8 protein-coding genes, 16 tRNA genes and 3 rRNA genes are annotated in these 15,198 nt (G+C 43.6%); 1 reads left to right on the forward strand and 26 read right to left on the reverse strand.

The window, feature by feature from the left end:
- Positions 1–25: 25 nt before the first annotated feature.
- From V1503_RS06175 to V1503_RS06195, 5 genes are all read right to left on the reverse strand, one after another.
- Positions 26–1,375, reverse strand: a complete 1,350-nt coding sequence (locus V1503_RS06175) for a fibronectin type III domain-containing protein (RefSeq protein ID WP_410625621.1) — start codon at positions 1,373–1,375, stop codon at positions 26–28.
- Positions 1,376–1,465: 90 nt separating this feature from the next.
- Positions 1,466–2,932 carry a hypothetical protein gene (locus V1503_RS06180; RefSeq protein WP_410625623.1) on the reverse strand — a complete coding sequence of 489 codons (1,467 nt, stop codon included), beginning with the start codon at positions 2,930–2,932 and terminating at the stop codon, positions 1,466–1,468.
- Positions 2,933–3,080: 148 nt separating this feature from the next.
- Positions 3,081–3,533: a hypothetical protein gene (locus tag V1503_RS06185; RefSeq protein WP_410625625.1), complete on the reverse strand. Its 453-nt coding sequence runs from the start codon at positions 3,531–3,533 to the stop codon at positions 3,081–3,083.
- A gap of 19 nt (positions 3,534–3,552) precedes the next feature.
- Entirely contained in the window at positions 3,553–4,140 is a 588-nt protein-coding gene (locus V1503_RS06190) for a replication-relaxation family protein (RefSeq protein WP_410625627.1), read from the reverse strand.
- Positions 4,141–4,465: 325 nt separating this feature from the next.
- Positions 4,466–5,392 (reverse strand): FtsK/SpoIIIE domain-containing protein, encoded by a 927-nt coding sequence (locus V1503_RS06195; protein ID WP_410625629.1) that lies wholly within the window; start codon positions 5,390–5,392, stop codon positions 4,466–4,468.
- A 336-nt stretch (positions 5,393–5,728) separates the two neighbouring features.
- Here V1503_RS06195 and V1503_RS06200 point away from each other — a divergent pair, with 336 nt between their 5' ends.
- Positions 5,729–5,959, forward strand: a complete 231-nt coding sequence (locus V1503_RS06200; protein WP_410625631.1) for a helix-turn-helix domain-containing protein — start codon at positions 5,729–5,731, stop codon at positions 5,957–5,959.
- Positions 5,960–6,225: 266 nt separating this feature from the next.
- Here V1503_RS06200 and V1503_RS06205 read toward each other — a convergent pair whose 3' ends face one another.
- The 21 genes from V1503_RS06205 to V1503_RS06305 form a co-directional block, all read right to left on the reverse strand.
- Entirely contained in the window at positions 6,226–6,912 is a 687-nt protein-coding gene (locus V1503_RS06205) for an AbiTii domain-containing protein (RefSeq protein ID WP_410625633.1), read from the reverse strand.
- Positions 6,913–6,981: 69 nt separating this feature from the next.
- Positions 6,982–7,974: a tyrosine-type recombinase/integrase gene (locus tag V1503_RS06210; RefSeq protein ID WP_410625635.1), complete on the reverse strand. Its 993-nt coding sequence runs from the start codon at positions 7,972–7,974 to the stop codon at positions 6,982–6,984.
- Between the two features lie 143 nt (positions 7,975–8,117).
- Positions 8,118–8,199: transfer RNA gene (locus V1503_RS06215), tRNA-Leu, on the reverse strand.
- Positions 8,200–8,220: 21 nt separating this feature from the next.
- A tRNA-Leu gene (locus V1503_RS06220) sits at positions 8,221–8,309 on the reverse strand.
- A 13-nt stretch (positions 8,310–8,322) separates the two neighbouring features.
- Positions 8,323–8,393 (reverse strand) — tRNA-Cys (locus tag V1503_RS06225).
- A gap of 5 nt (positions 8,394–8,398) precedes the next feature.
- Positions 8,399–8,473, reverse strand: a tRNA-Gly gene (locus V1503_RS06230).
- Between the two features lie 3 nt (positions 8,474–8,476).
- Positions 8,477–8,551, reverse strand: a tRNA-Gln gene (locus V1503_RS06235).
- A gap of 57 nt (positions 8,552–8,608) precedes the next feature.
- Positions 8,609–8,684: transfer RNA gene (locus V1503_RS06240), tRNA-His, on the reverse strand.
- 14 nt (positions 8,685–8,698) lie between these two features.
- Positions 8,699–8,772: transfer RNA gene (locus V1503_RS06245), tRNA-Trp, on the reverse strand.
- An 11-nt stretch (positions 8,773–8,783) separates the two neighbouring features.
- A tRNA-Tyr gene (locus V1503_RS06250) sits at positions 8,784–8,868 on the reverse strand.
- Positions 8,869–8,883: 15 nt separating this feature from the next.
- Positions 8,884–8,959, reverse strand: a tRNA-Thr gene (locus V1503_RS06255).
- Positions 8,960–8,991: 32 nt separating this feature from the next.
- Positions 8,992–9,067 (reverse strand) — tRNA-Phe (locus V1503_RS06260).
- Between the two features lie 14 nt (positions 9,068–9,081).
- Positions 9,082–9,157 (reverse strand) — tRNA-Asp (locus V1503_RS06265).
- 12 nt (positions 9,158–9,169) lie between these two features.
- Positions 9,170–9,246: transfer RNA gene (locus V1503_RS06270), tRNA-Met, on the reverse strand.
- A gap of 158 nt (positions 9,247–9,404) precedes the next feature.
- A tRNA-Val gene (locus V1503_RS06275) sits at positions 9,405–9,480 on the reverse strand.
- 1 nt (position 9,481) lies between these two features.
- A tRNA-Glu gene (locus V1503_RS06280) sits at positions 9,482–9,556 on the reverse strand.
- Positions 9,557–9,594: 38 nt separating this feature from the next.
- Positions 9,595–9,686: transfer RNA gene (locus V1503_RS06285), tRNA-Ser, on the reverse strand.
- Positions 9,687–9,689: 3 nt separating this feature from the next.
- A tRNA-Asn gene (locus tag V1503_RS06290) sits at positions 9,690–9,764 on the reverse strand.
- A gap of 7 nt (positions 9,765–9,771) precedes the next feature.
- Positions 9,772–9,887, reverse strand: a 5S ribosomal RNA gene (gene rrf / locus V1503_RS06295).
- A gap of 140 nt (positions 9,888–10,027) precedes the next feature.
- Positions 10,028–12,958: ribosomal RNA gene (locus tag V1503_RS06300) — 23S ribosomal RNA — on the reverse strand.
- 480 nt (positions 12,959–13,438) lie between these two features.
- Positions 13,439–14,989: ribosomal RNA gene (locus V1503_RS06305) — 16S ribosomal RNA — on the reverse strand.
- The 16S, 23S and 5S rRNA genes sit together here with 16 tRNA genes alongside, the layout of an rRNA operon.
- Positions 14,990–15,198 lie beyond the last annotated feature (209 nt).

The following is a 15,198-nucleotide window of genomic DNA, read 5'->3' on the forward strand; positions in this document are numbered from 1 at the left end:
TTAATTGTAGTTACTTACGAGAGTTTTAGTACTCGTCGACTTCAAACATTAACACTGAATCAAAAATGATGTAATCGGTACTTCTTACAAATTCACCGGTTTCATCCGTTGTATCGATCGCAAATGTAGATGGACCTTCACCATTTGCTCTATTCTCGTACCAACTAATAAACTCTTCAACTGTTGTCATTGTTACATCGTATTCTTTTACCAAACCAGTATCCAATGTGATAGTTAGGATTGCACTACCATCTTCAACCACCTGTGAAGATTCAGGAGTTGCTGATGCTTCGTTTGATTGTATATTATTTATATGCTTTCCATACGCGGATACATAATAATAGTAAGTTACTCCATTATCAACATTTATATCTGTATAAAAGTTTTCAGAGGGATTATCAACAGAAACTAGTTCATACCCCTCTCCTTGTGTTGTTGATTTATAAAGAGCATAGCCATTAGCAAACTCTACTTCATCCCATGTAAGAATAATTTCAGAATCTCCTGGTGTTGCTACAAGAATAGGACCCTCACGTACAGCATCAGGCGTAGTAGATACCTCATTAGAAAAAACATCTTCAATAGTTAGTCCTGTTGCTCTTATTACATAATAATATGTTTCTTCATATTCAACTGTACTATCTAAATAATACGTCTCCGTGGAATCATTAAAAATATTGCCAACTTCTTCATAAGGTCCCCCTGATGTGGTTGACCTTAGAACTGCATATTGACTAGCTCCCTCTACTTCATCCCATGTAAGGGATATTTTCCAATCCTCAGGAGTTGCTACTAAGTTAAAAGTATTTGTATCGCCAGGTTCTTCGGGTTCAATATTTTCATTATATGGTAAAAGTTCTCCGTTTTGGGCTATGTCGATCGCATCGAAAATAAATTGAGTACCGTCACCTGCATAAGTTATTTCTACAGAGTGTTCCTTATCATCTAATCCAAGTTGTTCAAAATATACACTTTGAAAATGAGCATTCGGAATTGAGTCATGTTGTTGTAATAGAGGATATATTTGATCATCAATCTTTATGGTAGAATTTTGTGTTCCTCCAAAATTAAATGGCCCTATTAATCTAATATTTGAGCCTGTAAAGTTAAACTTAACTTTAGCACCATCAATTTTTGTAATAGCATAGCTATCGTCAGAATAATAAAGATTGGTCTCATCTGTAAAGAAAGTCCATTCATTCTCAAATGATAGAATATCCGATCGATCATCATACCTAGTCCAACCTTCTTCAGGAGCATCAACAAACTGATCCCCTACCTCTGCACTTGCTACATTTGGAGCCGCAACTAACGGCACCACTAATGCGAATAAAGAAAAAATCATAAACCCTAGAAATTTCTTTGTCGATTTCATGCAATAAATCCTCCTACATTTTGTTATTATGTTAGTAAAATTAAACATTACAAGATTATATTTCTATAAATGTAGAAACTTACGTGAATTTTAGTACTCGTCGACTTCAAACAGTAACACTGAATCAAAAATGATGTAATCGGTACTTCTTACAAATTCACCTGTTTCATCCGTTGTATCAATTGCAAAGGTTGCTGAACCTTCACCATTAGCTCTATTCTCATACCAACTAATAAACTCTTCAACTGTTGTCATTGTTACATCGTATTCTTTTACCAAACCTGTATTCAATGTGATTGTTAGGATTGCATGGCCACCTTCATCTACTTGCGAAGCTTCAGGAGTTGCTGATGCTTCGTTGGAAGTAATAAATAATATATTACTCTTTATGATTGCCTCTACTTCGTAATAATAAGTAACTCCATTTTCCACATCGCTATCAATAAAAGTTACATCACGAACATAGTTATCGATTTGTTCATAAGGTCCTCCTGGTGTTGTTGATCTACTAACTATAAAATAATCGTATTCATCACCTCTAATATCATCCCACGTAAGGATAACTTCATAATCGCCAGGAGTTGCTACTAAGTTAAAAGTATTCGTATCGCCAGGTTCTTCAGGTTCAATATTTTCGTTGTATGGTAATAGTTCTCCGTCTTCGTCTATGTCGATTGCGTCAAGAGAAAGATAATTATCTTCTTCTAAAGTAATTTCAACACTATGTTCTTTATTTTCCAAATCTAGCTTTTCAAAAAATGTCTCAAATGACCAAGAACGACTGTGCTGTGAAAATGTATAAGTTTGATCATCTATTTTGATTGTTGAATTTGATGTTGCTGCAGTTTTTATACTTCGCAGTCTAATTTTTGATCCCTTAAAGTTAAACTTAATTTTAGAACCCTTCTCTAGGCTACTAGTTAATGTTTCATTGTAAGAATACATAAAATCTGTAAACCCACCTACAAATCCTTCAAGGGTTAAATTTGAGTTAACATCATCATACCTTTTCCAACCCTCTTCTACAAAAGGTAATAACTCACCATCTTCATCTATATCTATAGCGTCTACACTTAAGCCAGTATTTTCATTCTCTAAGATGATTTCTACCAAATGGTTTTTATCTTCTAAATCCAGTTTTTCAAACATCACATATTGACTATTTTCAAATCCATTTAAATCCGGAATATACTGAGAATATGTATAAGTTTGATCATCTATTTTAATTTTTATTAATCTAGACCCAGGCTCACCTTGAAACAAATTACCTATTAGTCTAATCTTTGTTCCCTTAAAGCCAAATTTAACTTTATCCCCTATTTCAGATGAACCAAAGAATGTATCCATATATCGGCCCGAATTAGAACCTATTTGAAACGATCCTTCAAGTGTCAAGTTACCATTTACATTATCATACCTTTTCCAACCTTCTTCAGGAGCATCAATAAACTGATCCCCTACCTCTGCACTTGCTACATTTGGAGTCGCAACTAACGGCAACACTAATGCAAATAAAGAAAAAATCAAAAACCCTAGAAATTTCTTCGTTGATTTCATGCAATAAATCCTCCTACGTTTCGTTAGTATTTTAGTAAAATTAAACATTACAAGAATACATTACTACAATATTCCTTATTTTTCTACAAGATTTGTAGATTGTTGCAATGTGGTCAAAGAAATTCATAGGGTTGTTCATCTAGCGAAATTATCCCACCGTATCACCTATCCCGACCAACAACCGCATTAACAACGGCATTAATTGAACGAGAATATACCCGACCGAAGCGTTCTGAATCAAGTCGATACCTTTATCTTTGCGATTAATCATAAATAATATCGCCCCACTCGTCAGCATTACCATTGCAATCGGATAACTTAGCGCTTGTATCATATCGACCAACGGCATGAACGCTGCAACTATTTTCTCTTTCGCAGCACCCTTAACATATTCGACAGGCCCTTCCGCATAAACTAGATTCGTAGCTCCCACGGACATAAAGTTGATCGCCAGTCCACCTCCGATAGTAATAAGCGCAACTTTAACTCCGTGGGCTTTCGCTTTTTTATTGAACCGTTTTATCTCGTCTTTCAGTCGCCATTCTCCGCTGATAAACTCGCTAACCGACCCCACCGTTTTCACTTTGCGTTCAAATAACAATCCGTCCGCCTCCTTTTCGTTATTGAAATTCATTTATCGTAAACACCATTGCGTCAAATCCTTCGCATAGCTTCGTTAACTTTTTACGGCGATATTCAGTCGTTGTAATCCACCGAAAAACTGGCTTACGCTCAAACACTCCCGCCTCGATCAGCTTCCTATACCGCTCTACCTTCGATTTGTTTTCTAGCATCTTTTGCGTATGATCGACCTCAATAATATAGTAGCGCCGATCTTTAACGAACAGGGCGTCGGCTATTACCTTCACAACGCCCTTTACTTCGAGGCTCATTTCGTTCTGCCACGATGACGGGCAACCGTGAGCGATATAGAGATAATTGCGCATAATGTAATGTTGAGTTTGCAGCGTTCGTTTTCTGACTTTATCGCAATCCACCGCTTCGCGACCGACTTTATTGAGATAATACACGTTTTCACCTTCACGAAAATACGACAAGTAATCGTCCATACCCTTTAATACTCGTGAGGCATTGCGATCGCTGCCGAGGTTATGCAGTATTTGCAACTGCGACCGATTAAGATAATCGAGTTTTTTCAACGATAAGAGTATGGCTTCCTCGCGCTGGTGCCGTTTTAGCGTTTGCACTCGCCTTCACCTCCCGCGCCTTAATTACGATATGTGGCTGTATAACTTCGTCAATGTAATCGTTTGAAATAAACGGCGATTGAACGATTTGTTTTCGGTCAGTAAGGTAAATTGCCCGCCCCTTGATTAACGGTAATTCTTCCGCCCCTGCTTCGTCTAAAACAACGTGGCTGGCAACATCCGTTTGAAGTTTAAAGCACAGTTTCGCATCGCAGTTTTGCTTCACTTGGCGAGGCAAAGTGTCCGCAGTCGGATATTGAGTAGCGAAAATAATCCGATAACCTAGCCCGCCCCCAATTCGTGCTATTTCAGCGATTATTGATTCCTAAGCTACCTTCGCCTTTTTGATTTCTGCATTCGTTTCCCCTTTACTAGCTAATTGCGCAGCTTCATCAATAACGATGAAATGGCGTTCCTTAAACTTCGATTCCTTCACGTCCTCATAACCCGCAGCCAAAAACTCACTCATTCGCAGATTCATTTCCGACTGTATTGCTCGCAAAGTCAACAACGCCTCATCTACGTCTTTCGCTACCGTAACGACTTGCCTGGCATTTTTATACCGATTAAAAGTGAGCCCGCCCTTTAGATCGATCAAAGTGAATTTAACATCGGCAGACTTTCGGCTGATTAGAGTTGTCGTTACGTTTTTTAAAAACACCGATTTACCATAGCGCGTCGTTCCTGCGACCACTAAATGCGGAATCTTTTCGAAGTCATGCTTGACGAATGAATCACGTGTAACGCCGACAGGGATTTGCCAGCCTTTGCAGCGCTGTAATACTGAATTATCATAGCGATAAAAGTCCGCAAGGGCCTCGTTATAAACCTTGATTTTGAGTACACCGTCATAAGACAGCTCGACTTCCTTGCGCTGCTTTTGCTTGGCGTTAATTAGCTCGCGTATTTGATCGATTATTTGCCGGTTAGGGCGCAGCGTTTTAAGGTCGGCAAGATTAACGTCGAGTACCGATCGCTTATTATTTAAGCCGTCTTGCAAATTACCTCGTTTACGCTCAAAGTCAGCGAATGATAGTCCGAGGGGAATCCGATATGCATACTCAACGCCCCAATCGTGACGAGTTCGGTGCAATAGTTGAATCGACTTTTTGACGCCGTTTTCTTTGACAGTCAAACCGCAGTTCTCAAAAATACGCTCGATTTTTGCTTTATCGTTGCCGCCCCCGTTGTGTTTATATCGGAATGTTAGCGCGACAGCTCCGAGAGCAATCGATGATACTAATTCGAACAATAGCGACACCACCTTTCCGTATGTGTATACGTAGTATAGTCTCGAGTTAAAAGACGGTAATATCAGCGTTTCATCGTTGATATAACGGGACTTTAAATGTCGGAATAAATGTCGGAGGTAGACGGTGTAAACGACCGTAGGAACGACGGAGTAAAAGACGGTTGATTCGACGGAGTAAGCGACATTCATTCGGACATTTTAACGGTATGGTAGAGCGTATGTAGGACGGTTTGTCCAATATGTCAATCTTTTGTGCAAACGTTTAAAAAGTTGAAACTTTGGTCACAATGGTAGACAAGCGTTGCCAAAATATATTTATTAATAGGAGGTTATCGTATGAGTTGGTTCGGTTTAGGAAAGAAAAGATCGAAGCTAGGGCGCTATTTAGATCGCCACGGTATAGCGCAAATTGAAGTTGAAAAAGGAACGAAGTTAAGTCGAGGAACGATTAGCCGATTGTGTTCGAGCGATGACAACAAGCCGACTTTTAATACTGCGAATAAAATAGTAAGGTTCTTACGAAGGTTTGATAATAACGTTGATTATGACGATTTTTGGAGTATGTAGATAAATAAAAAAGCTTAGAAATAAATCTTTCTAAGGCTTTTCTTTCATTTAGGTAAAAAAATTTTCTAACCAACTCACTACGTTTTCCCAAAATGAAAAAAGTAGAATAAATCCAACTAAAAATGACACAAGTATTGAAACAAAAACAGGATGTCTTTGAGCGAATGTACTTCTTTTTCCGACTTCTTTATTCTCTGTATTAGATGAGTTATATTGATGACCTATAGTTGAATGTTTAATTTTGTTTTTATGTCCAATTTTAATACTTATTTTTTCTCACCACCAAATAAATTCCCAATTCTAGTTTTACCAATCTTATTCTTATCCCCAATCTCGATCGATCCCTCGTAGATTATCTTTTCAATATTGTAGACAACTCGTTCTTTTTTAGAATCATCTTCTTCTATCTGTGATTTAATATCTAATGCATCCAAATCATTATATTGATTTTCTAATTCTATCACTATATCAACCAATTTAGATTTCACCATAGAAACTATTCCGCCTAGTTGATTAGCAGCAAATGATATTCGCATTCCTAGAATTTGAAGTTCGCCACTAGAGATATTATGGCACAGAGATGTAGGGATAGTTTTAGAGTAATTATTTCGGTTTTCACCGTTTAATATATCTTGGATTACTGCAATACTATCTGTCACTTTCAACGTAACAAGTTCATCTATTGTCTCCCCTGATAAAAGGTGATGCAGGGGTACAGGTGCTTCAGAATATTTTGCTGTATAATTGACAAGGTATGTTCCAATAGGTTGTCCTTTAAGTATTCTGTACATAGGAGCTGTTATATTTCCTTTATAGCCTTGTAGTTCTCCGTTAACCCAGTTCATGATTGGCTCGTTATCGAGATCAGACAGTATAACTTTAAGTCTTAAAAGAATATTTTCAATGCTTTCTTTTCCATTAACTATGTCTGTTAGTAATTGACTTCTCGCCATTTTACCATCCCTTTAGAGTATTTTATAAAACAATTCTTATCTCCATTTTATCACACACTTTTAAACTCATTAAAAATCACGCCTCTTCAAATTGTTTAGTGGCGAAAAATTCCGATGCTTGTCCTTAACGTCCTCAGAAAATAAATTAACGTAAGTCTTAACCATTTCCATCGTTGTATGACCGAGGATTTGCTGTAGTTCGAAAATACCCGCACCGTTTTTTACACATAATTTCGCAAAGGTATGGCGAAATGTGTGCGGGCTACACCTCACGTTCGTTACCTTCGCATCTTTACCATATTGGCTTATTCTCGATTGAACTTGACGCTTTGTAATAGGCGTATTATCAACCGTTAGAAAAAGACCGTTACTTTCTATTACCGTACCTCTAATCGAGCAATAAAGTTTTAACTGCGCTTTCATAGTCGCCGATAACGGAACCATTCGTTGTTTATATCCTTTAGTGTTGCGAATAAGTAAGGTCGACTCGTCCCAATGAATATCCGTAATCGTCAAACCGGCCAACTCATTCGCTCGTATTCCCGTCTCTACTAACAACAACATAAACGTGTAATCTCTAACGCCAGTGAACGTTTTTAAGTCCGGTTGATTTAATATGTCGTTTAATTGTTTCACGCTAAATGTAGCGACAATGTTTTTCCGATCACGAACGAGTTTTACGTTTTTCATCGGGTTCATCGGTATGTAATTCTCTTTATACAGATAGTTAAAGAACGCCCTTATCGCGCGAAGCCTCGTATTAACACTAACGATTTTTAACTGTTTCACATCGCGTAAGTATAGGATAACATTTTCGCGAATAATATCGGGCGTTATTTCGCCTGGATATGTCGTAATTTTCTGCTCGATTAACAGCTTTTTAAACGTGGTTAATTCGTTTAAATAGTATTTAATGGTGTGTTCACGTAAGTTACGAATTTTACCGTCTTTAATAAACAATTCCACTGCGTCATCGAAATCGAGGAAGTCAGAACGCAACGACCCTCTGAGTCTTTCCAAATCGCTTGTTGATAAATGATTAGAACGTCTACCGTTACTCATATAAAGCCTCCTATGCGTACGATTGATTGCGTACGATTTTTAGTGCCTAAATCGTGCGCAGTGACACATAAAAAAGACGATGTACTCCGCTTGAGTCATCGTCTGAATGTGCGTTATATCAACGTTTCAACGTTCTTTTACAATACCGGTGGTCGGGGTCGAACCGACACTCCCGAAGGAACACGATTTTGAGTCGTGCGCGTCTGCCAATTCCGCCACACCGGCAAATACTACTATAATAATAAATGGTGCCGAGGGCCGGACTTGAACCGGCACGGTAGTCACCTACCGCAGGATTTTAAGTCCTGTGTGTCTGCCAATTCCACCACCCCGGCGACTGGGTGAAAAAGGCGGCAACCGGATTTGAACCGGTGATAAAGGTTTTGCAGACCTCTGCCTTACCACTTGGCTATGCCGCCAAACTTGGAGCGGAAGACGGGATTCGAACCCGCGACCCCCACCTTGGCAAGGTGGTGTTCTACCACTGAACTACTTCCGCAAATGGCTGGGCTAGCTGGATTCGAACCAGCGCATGACGGAGTCAAAGTCCGTTGCCTTACCGCTTGGCTATAGCCCAATAAAGAACCTTCTACTATAAAATATATGCATTATTTAAAAATATGTTCATTTTAAATGGGGCGACTGATGGGAATCGAACCCACGAATGTCGGAGCCACAATCCGATGCGTTAACCACTTCGCCACAGCCGCCATAAATAAATAAATGGCAGGGGCAGTAGGAATCGAACCCACACTGGAGGTTTTGGAGACCTCTGTTCTACCGTTAAACTATGCCCCTATAATTATAAATGGTGGAGGGGGACGGATTCGAACCGCCGAACCCTCAGGGAGCGGATTTACAGTCCGCCGCGTTTAGCCACTTCGCTACCCCTCCAACTCATTGAAAAGATGGTGCCGGCGAGAGGACTTGAACCCCCAACCTACTGATTACAAGTCAGTTGCTCTACCAGTTGAGCTACACCGGCTTAATTCTTTTGTATAGCATATATATTACAAATGGTGGCTCGGGACGGAATCGAACCGCCGACACAAGGATTTTCAGTCCTTTGCTCTACCGACTGAGCTACCGAGCCAATTTTTTTAATAATGGCGGTCCCGACGGGAATCGAACCCGCGATCTCCTGCGTGACAGGCAGGCATGTTAACCGCTACACCACGGGACCACATTTATTCATTGGTTGCGGGGACAGGATTTGAACCTGCGACCTTCGGGTTATGAGCCCGACGAGCTACCAGACTGCTCCACCCCGCGATAATGGGAAATTAATTAATTTTTCTATGCGCATTGTTTGCGCCTCCATCCCGATTTCTTCAAGCATATTCTTACTGCTTATCAATCGGTACGCTGTTGCTACCTCAAGGAAGAGAATTCGATCGTGCTCCACCCCGCGATAATATAAATGTTTTTTATGGTGGAGGATGACGGGATCGAACCGCCGACCCCTTGCTTGTAAGGCAAGTGCTCTCCCAGCTGAGCTAATCCTCCGTGGTGACCCGTACGGGATTCGAACCCGTGTTACCGCCGTGAAAGGGCGGTGTCTTAACCACTTGACCAACGGGCCAATAGACATTCGCAAAGGTTTATGTTATATAAACCAAGTGGCGGAGAGTAAGGGATTTGAACCCTTGAGACAGTGTTAACCGCCTACACGATTTCCAATCGTGCTCCTTCGACCACTCGGACAACTCTCCAAATGGCTCCACAGGCAGGATTCGAACCTGCGACCGATCGGTTAACAGCCGATAGCTCTACCACTGAGCTACTGTGGAATAATAAGTCTGGCAATGTCCTACTCTCACAGGGGGAAACCCCCAACTACCATCGGCGCTGAAGAGCTTAACTTCCGTGTTCGGTATGGGAACGGGTGTGACCTCTTCGCCATCATCACCAGGCTTATTTTATTAGCGACAAATCTTATTATACTAATTTATCGAGATTTATCAAGAGAAAATTTAACTTTTTTTAAAGTTTTTATTCCCTCAAAACTAGATAATAGACATTCATTGAACAAAGCTTGCTCTGCATTTCTAACTTGGTTAAGTCCTCGATCTATTAGTATCTGTCAGCTCCACGTGTCACCACGCTTCCACCTCAGACCTATCAACCTCGTCATCTTCGAGGGATCTTACTAGCTTACGCTATGGGAAATCTCATCTTGAGGGGGGCTTCATGCTTAGATGCTTTCAGCACTTATCCCTTCCACACATAGCTACCCAGCTATGCCCTTGGCAGGACAACTGGTACACCAGCGGTGTGTCCATCCCGGTCCTCTCGTACTAAGGACAGCTCCTCTCAAATTTCCTACGCCCACGACGGATAGGGACCGAACTGTCTCACGACGTTCTGAACCCAGCTCGCGTACCGCTTTAATGGGCGAACAGCCCAACCCTTGGGACCGACTACAGCCCCAGGATGCGATGAGCCGACATCGAGGTGCCAAACCTCCCCGTCGATGTGGACTCTTGGGGGAGATAAGCCTGTTATCCCCGGGGTAGCTTTTATCCGTTGAGCGATGGCCCTTCCATGCGGAACCACCGGATCACTAAGCCCGACTTTCGTCCCTGCTCGACTTGTAGGTCTCGCAGTCAAGCTCCCTTATGCCTTTGCACTCTTCGAATGATTTCCAACCATTCTGAGGGAACCTTTGGGCGCCTCCGTTACTTTTTAGGAGGCGACCGCCCCAGTCAAACTGCCCACCTGACACTGTCTCCCGAAGCGATTAGCTCCGTAGGTTAGAATTTCAATACAGCCAGGGTAGTATCCCACCGACGCCTCCACCGAAGCTAGCGCTCCGGTTTCTACGGCTCCTACCTATCCTGTACAAGCTGTACCAAAATTCAATATCAGGCTACAGTAAAGCTCCACGGGGTCTTTCCGTCCTGTCGCGGGTAACCTGCATCTTCACAGGTACTATAATTTCACCGAGTCTCTCGTTGAGACAGTGCCCAGATCGTTACACCTTTCGTGCGGGTCGGAACTTACCCGACAAGGAATTTCGCTACCTTAGGACCGTTATAGTTACGGCCGCCGTTTACTGGGGCTTCGATTCAGAGCTTCTCCTTACGGATAACCCCTCCTCTTAACCTTCCAGCACCGGGCAGGTGTCAGCCCCTATACTTCGCCTTGCGGCTTCGCAGAGACCTGTGTTTTTGCTAAACAGTCGCCTGGGCCTTTTCACTGCGGCTTCTCAGGGCTATTCACCCTAAAAAGCACCCCTTCTCCCGAAGTTACGGGGTCATTTTGCCGAGTTCCTTAACGAGAGTTCTCTCGCTCACCTTAGGATTCTCTCCTCGCCTACCTGTGTCGGTTTGCGGTACGGGCACCTCTCACCTCGCTAGAGGCTTTTCTTGGCAGTGTGGAATCAGGAACTTCGGTACTATATTTCCCTCGCCATCACAGCTCAGCCTTTATGACAAGCGGATTTACCTACTTGTCAGCCTAACTGCTTGGACGCACATATCCAACAGTGCGCTTACCCTATCCTTCTGCGTCCCCCCATTGCTCAAATGGTGAGGAGGTGGTACAGGAATCTCAACCTGTTGTCCATCGCCTACGCCTTTCGGCCTCGGCTTAGGTCCCGACTTACCCTGAGCGGACGAGCCTTCCTCAGGAAACCTTAGGCATTCGGTGGAGGGGATTCTCACCCCTCTTTCGCTACTCATACCGGCATTCTCACTTCTAAGCGCTCCACCAGTCCTCTCGGTCTAGCTTCGCTGCACTTAGAACGCTCTCCTACCACTGTCCGTAAGGACAGTCCACAGCTTCGGTGATACGTTTAGCCCCGGTACATTTTCGGCGCAGAGTCACTCGACCAGTGAGCTATTACGCACTCTTTAAATGGTGGCTGCTTCTAAGCCAACATCCTGGTTGTCTATGCAACTCCACATCCTTTTCCACTTAACGTATACTTTGGGACCTTAGCTGGTGGTCTGGGCTGTTTCCCTTTCGACTACGGATCTTATCACTCGCAGTCTGACTCCCAAGTATAAGTCTTTGGCATTCGGAGTTTGACTGAATTCGGTAACCCGTTGGGGGCCCCTAGTCCAATCAGTGCTCTACCTCCAAGACTCTTCACTTGAGGCTAGCCCTAAAGCTATTTCGGAGAGAACCAGCTATCTCCAAGTTCGATTGGCATTTCACCCCTACCCACACCTCATCCCCGCACTTTTCAACGTGCGTGGGTTCGGGCCTCCATTCAGTGTTACCTGAACTTCACCCTGGACATGGGTAGATCACTTGGTTTCGGGTCTACGACCACGTACTATTTCGCCCTATTCAGACTCGCTTTCGCTGCGGCTCCGTCTCTTCAACTTAACCTTGCACGGGATCGTAACTCGCCGGTTCATTCTACAAAAGGCACGCCATCACCCATTAACGGGCTCTGACTACTTGTAGGCACACGGTTTCAGGATCTCTTTCACTCCCCTTCCGGGGTGCTTTTCACCTTTCCCTCACGGTACTGGTTCACTATCGGTCACTAGGGAGTATTTAGCCTTGGGAGATGGTCCTCCCAGCTTCCGACGGGATTTCACGTGTCCCGCCGTACTCAGGATCCACTCTGGAGGGAACGAAGTTTCAACTACAGGGTTGTTACCTTCTTCGACGGACCTTTCCAGATCGCTTCGTCTACTCCGTTCCTTTGTAACTCCGTATAGAGTGTCCTACAACCCCAAGAGGCAAGCCTCTTGGTTTGGGCTTATTCCGTTTCGCTCGCCGCTACTCAGGAAATCGCTTTTGCTTTCTCTTCCTCCGGGTACTTAGATGTTTCAGTTCCCCGGGTCTGCCTTCAATACCCTATGTATTCAGATATTGATACTGCTCCATTACGAACAGTGGGTTTCCCCATTCGGAAATCTCCGGATCGATGCTTACTTACAGCTCCCCGAAGCATTTCGGTGTTAGTCCCGTCCTTCATCGGCTCCTAGTGCCAAGGCATTCACCGTGCGCCCTTTCTAACTTAACCTTAAAATAATGATAAGCGGCAGATTACTGCGTTGTCTTCACTTCCTCCGTTGCTCACGTACCCAAAAACGTACGCTCCGCTACTCAGAAACTCGACGCCTTGTACTCTTTGCTTCTCATTGATTTTTAAACAAATGATCAACTTCGAATCTCATCGTCAGCTTCGTTCTTCCACTGCTCATGTATGCAAGATACACTCCGCTGCTCCAGAACTTTGCTTCCTCGACCTTCTCGTTGCTAATTTGCTTTTTTTATTTGACCAACGGTCAAACCGTCATCAAATAATGAAAAAAGATTTTCACTTTCTTCAATGAATGTGTCGTTATTATCTAGTTTTCAAGGAACATCGGTAAAAAATAGCCATCGAATTTCTTCGTCAGCTTGTTGTTTACCTTCTTCATTTTGAGAGAATGTTCTCTCAAAACTAAACAAAAACAAAAGCGTCTTTTTATATGAAGTCTAGCTTCACATATTTCCTTAGAAAGGAGGTGATCCAGCCGCACCTTCCGATACGGCTACCTTGTTACGACTTCACCCCAATCATCTGTCCCACCTTAGGCGGCTGGCTCCTTACGGTTACCCCACCGACTTCGGGTGTTACAAACTCTCGTGGTGTGACGGGCGGTGTGTACAAGGCCCGGGAACGTATTCACCGCGGCATGCTGATCCGCGATTACTAGCGATTCCGGCTTCATGCAGGCGAGTTGCAGCCTGCAATCCGAACTGAGAATGGTTTTATGGGATTCGCTTAACCTCGCGGTTTTGCTGCCCTTTGTACCATCCATTGTAGCACGTGTGTAGCCCAGGTCATAAGGGGCATGATGATTTGACGTCATCCCCACCTTCCTCCGGTTTGTCACCGGCAGTCACCTTAGAGTGCCCAACTTAATGCTGGCAACTAAGATCAAGGGTTGCGCTCGTTGCGGGACTTAACCCAACATCTCACGACACGAGCTGACGACAACCATGCACCACCTGTCACTCTGTCCCCCGAAGGGGAACGCCCTATCTCTAGGGTTGGCAGAGGATGTCAAGACCTGGTAAGGTTCTTCGCGTTGCTTCGAATTAAACCACATGCTCCACCGCTTGTGCGGGCCCCCGTCAATTCCTTTGAGTTTCAACCTTGCGGTCGTACTCCCCAGGCGGAGTGCTTAATGCGTTAGCTGCAGCACTAAAGGGCGGAAACCCTCTAACACTTAGCACTCATCGTTTACGGCGTGGACTACCAGGGTATCTAATCCTGTTCGCTCCCCACGCTTTCGCACCTCAGCGTCAGTTACAGACCAGAGAGTCGCCTTCGCCACTGGTGTTCCTCCACATCTCTACGCATTTCACCGCTACACGTGGAATTCCACTCTCCTCTTCTGCACTCAAGTTCCCCAGTTTCCAATGACCCTCCACGGTTGAGCCGTGGGCTTTCACATCAGACTTAAGGAACCGCCTGCGCGCGCTTTACGCCCAATAATTCCGGACAACGCTTGCCACCTACGTATTACCGCGGCTGCTGGCACGTAGTTAGCCGTGGCTTTCTGGTTAGGTACCGTCAAGGTACCGCCCTATTCGAACGATACTTGTTCTTCCCTAACAACAGAGTTTTACGATCCGAAAACCTTCTTCACTCACGCGGCGTTGCTCCGTCAGACTTTCGTCCATTGCGGAAGATTCCCTACTGCTGCCTCCCGTAGGAGTCTGGGCCGTGTCTCAGTCCCAGTGTGGCCGATCACCCTCTCAGGTCGGCTACGCATCGTCGCCTTGGTGAGCCGTTACCTCACCAACTAGCTAATGCGCCGCGGGCCCATCCGTAAGTGATAGCCGAAGCCATCTTTCAAATAAGAACCATGTGGTTCTTATTGTTATTCGGTATTAGCTCCGGTTTCCCGAAGTTATCCCAATCTTACAGGTAGGTTGCCCACGTGTTACTCACCCGTCCGCCGCTAACCTCCGGGAGCAAGCTCCCTTTGGTTCGCTCGACTTGCATGTATTAGGCACGCCGCCAGCGTTCGTCCTGAGCCAGGATCAAACTCTCCAATAAAGTTTGATTGCTCATTTGTTCAAAAAAATTAACGTTGACGCTTTTGTTTTGTTTAGTTTTCAAAGAACATTTTTTAAGTTATCGCTCATAAGCGACTTTTTTAGTATAACATTTTCAAGTTGTTATGTCAATAACTTTTTTTAGTTTGCTTTTATAATGTGCTGCTTTAAAACATTGTTCCGCAGCGACGAATATAAATATATCACGGG

The sequence above is a fragment of the Nanhaiella sioensis genome, assembly GCF_046557775.1.
Taxonomy (GTDB): domain Bacteria; phylum Bacillota; class Bacilli; order Bacillales; family SM2101; genus Nanhaiella; species Nanhaiella sioensis.

Coding starts and splice junctions, on each gene's coding strand:
- V1503_RS06175 (WP_410625621.1), bottom strand. CDS start 1,375: ATGAAATCGACAAAGAAATTTCTAGGGTTTATGATTTTTTCTTTATTC.
- V1503_RS06180 (WP_410625623.1), bottom strand. CDS start 2,932: ATGAAATCAACGAAGAAATTTCTAGGGTTTTTGATTTTTTCTTTATTT.
- V1503_RS06200 (WP_410625631.1), top strand. CDS start 5,729: ATGAGTTGGTTCGGTTTAGGAAAGAAAAGATCGAAGCTAGGGCGCTAT.
- V1503_RS06205 (WP_410625633.1), bottom strand. CDS start 6,912: ATGGCGAGAAGTCAATTACTAACAGACATAGTTAATGGAAAAGAAAGC.
- V1503_RS06210 (WP_410625635.1), bottom strand. CDS start 7,974: ATGAGTAACGGTAGACGTTCTAATCATTTATCAACAAGCGATTTGGAA.